Source organism: Chitinophaga chungangae (genome assembly GCF_017742215.1).
GTDB classification, from domain to species: Bacteria; Bacteroidota; Bacteroidia; order Chitinophagales; family Chitinophagaceae; genus Chitinophaga; species Chitinophaga chungangae.
This window is the reverse complement of the sequence record NZ_JAGHKP010000009.1, coordinates 1-2,807: the sequence shown is the minus strand read 5'-3', so window position 1 is coordinate 2,807 and position 2,807 is coordinate 1. Positions and strand designations below refer to the sequence as shown.

Here is a 2,807-nt window from a genome sequence, read left to right as displayed (position 1 = left end):
CACTTTCAGTTCCGAACGCCTGTTCTCCCTGTATTCTTCCTCGCTGCAGGGCACGCCGTCCTTGCATTTGTTCACCGGTTCCAGCTCGCCTTTGTTGCTGTAATACAACCGTTTCGGGTCGATGCCTTTGCGCGACAGATAGTCGATCACCGCAAAGCAGCGCAGCGCGCTCAGGTCGGTGTTGTACTGATCGCCGCCGCGGTTGTCCGCAAACGAAGCGATCACGATCTTCCAGTCAGGACGCCGTTGCAGGATGCCGGCTACCTGGTCCAGCAGCTGGCGCGATTCGGTCAGCAGGCCGGCGCTGTTGTAGTCGTAGAGGAACTTCAGCTGTTCCAGCTGGCGTTTGTCTGCTTCCTCTTCCGTGGTGAGCGGGCGTTTTACGAGGGACGGGCCTTCTGTGCCGCTGCCGGTAGTCGGCCTGGCCGGTGCATACGGATCTTTTTCTCCCGCAGGGCGGTGTAATATTGCATCCGGGCTGCGGTGGTTGACGCGGTGGATGTAACCGGCGTCTTCGAAGTAATAAATATCGTCCAGCCCCATGCCGCCTTTTTTGTTGGAAGACAGGTAACCCTGGTAACCGTTTTGTTTCAGCACCAGCCCGATATCGTCCGCACCTGTGTTGAACGGCGCTTTCATGTTCTCAGGCGTTTCCCAGTCGGATTTTTCTCCTTTCACCCGGTAGATATCATAACCGCCCAGCCCGGCGTAGCCTTTGGAAGAAAAATATAAAATCCCCTCCTCGTTCACCGTCGGGAAGGTTTCCGAAGCGAGGGTGTTGATCCTGCTGCCGCAGTTCACCGGCGCGCCCCAGTTGCCGTCCGCCTGTTTTTCCGCGTACCACAGGTCTGACTGACCCAGCCCGCCAGGACGGTCGGAGACGAAGTAAAGAATGTTGCCGCTATCGTTCAGCACCGCATGGCTGGAGGAATATCCCGCCACGTTAATACCCGGCAATAGCACCAGCTCACTCCATCGGCCGTCTTTTTTGATGGATTGGTATAATTGTAATTGTCTCACCCCATTCACCGGGCCTTTACGGCTGGTCAGCGCAATATCTTTGCCCTGCAGGTTGATCGTGGCGTAGAGCGTGTCTTCGTTGTTGCTCAGGCATACCGGCCCGATGTGGTAATCGAACCCGCCCAGCAGTTTGGGCGCCAGTTCTTCCAGGTACATCGTGGCGTTGCCTTGCGTGTATTGCTGGTAGGCGTAGGCTTTGTAAAACGGATGCTGGGTGCGAAGGTCCGTCCGCGGATTTTTTTCCGCCCCCCCGTTGAGCACCAGCCCCCGGTAACCGTTAGACATCAGCAACAAGCCCTGTTGGATCACCCCGCTCACCAGGTCGGAGCCGGGCGTGTTCAGTTCTTTGAGCGGCTGCAGCTCAACGGGCGCCGGCCGGGCCAGCCAGACCACTGCGCTGTCGCAGCTTTGCAACGCGATCGTTTTGAGCTGCAGGCTGTCGGCGTTCGTGGTGGTGAACAGCGCGTATTGCTGCCGCGCCGAATCGTATTGTTCCAGCTGCCGCAGCGCTTCGCCATAGGCAAAATATGCCGATGCCGGACGGTCGGATCGTGCGATCACCTGCCGGTAAACACCCGCCGCTTCGCCAAACAGGCCGATCTCCTGGTAGCTGCGCGCCATTTTCATCAAAAGGGGTACCGGTGTGCGGTCGCCTTTGCTGCGCGCCTGCCGTTGGTACAGGGCCCCGGCCACCGCGTATTCTTCTCGCGCATAGGCTTCTTCGGCCAGCTGTAAGATGCTCTTCTGTTCCTGGGCGTACAGCCCGCAGGCAAACGTCAGCGTCAGGGTGAGGGTTATACTGCGTCGTATCATGCTCTGGTTGTAATGCGTTGTAATGCGTTAAAAATACCGCGGGTTCTGTACCGCAAACCTTTTCGAGGGCAGCAGAAAGCCCAGGGAGATCTCATGGGAACCGCCCTGGTAACCTGCCATTTTATTCACGTTCAGGTCGTAGGAATAACCGATCCGCAGTTGTTTGGTCGCGTAAAACTCCACCATCGCGCTGGCCGCGTTCTGCTCTTCCAGGTCACGCTGCAGCTCCGTCTTTTTCCAGATGTTCACCCCCGTGCGGTAAGAACCCCCGATCCAGATCCGCTCCCCGATCAGCAGAAAGGCATTCAGATCCAAACTGGTCGGCCCTTTAAAATCTTCTTTGACCAGGAAAGACGGCTTCAGCCGGAGGTTTTCTCCCAACGCGAACACCGTGCCCGCCGTCAGGTAGACGTGCTGGGTTTTGCGGATCGTGGAATAGTTGTTCCCTTTCCAGTTATACCGCGAGGCATCCGAATACAGCGAAAACAGGTCCATCACCGAAACGCCTGCGTAGAACCGCGACGTGTAATAATACACGCCGAACCGCGCATCCGGCACCCAGGTGCTGGTTTTGCCCGTGGGGATCGCCACATCGTCGTTGTCCACGTACTGCAGCGCAGACCCGTCGATCGAATACTGCGTCACCCCGCCGCCGATGCCGATGCACAGCCGCCGTGTGTTCTCCGCGTCCAGGGGGATGCGGTAAGAATAAGAACCGTAGAAAGACAACGCTTCCTGCGGGCCCAGCTGGTCGAACAATACCTGTCCGCCCAGCCCTACCCGGCCTTCGCTGGCAGGCGTCACCCCGTCCAGCGATACCCCGCCCGTACGCGGCGCGCCCGGAAAACCCGCCCATTGATGACGGTACGTCGCGTTCAGGTACAGGTCTTCTTTATACCCCGCATACGCCGGGTTGATGCTCAACCCGTTGAACACGTACTGGCTGAACTGGATGTTCTGCTGCGCCATCGCGC

General features: G+C 58.3%; 2 protein-coding genes. Both read right to left on the bottom strand.

Annotated features, from left to right (window positions below; all coding sequences use genetic code 11):
- The coding region (locus tag J7I43_RS24605; RefSeq protein WP_209148694.1) for an OmpA family protein at window positions 1-1,833 on the bottom strand (1,833 nt) is incomplete at its 3' end.
- Window positions 1,834-1,860: 27 nt separating this feature from the next.
- Window positions 1,861-2,807 (bottom strand): PorP/SprF family type IX secretion system membrane protein (locus J7I43_RS24600; RefSeq protein ID WP_209148693.1); only part of this gene is annotated, 947 nt, incomplete at its 5' end.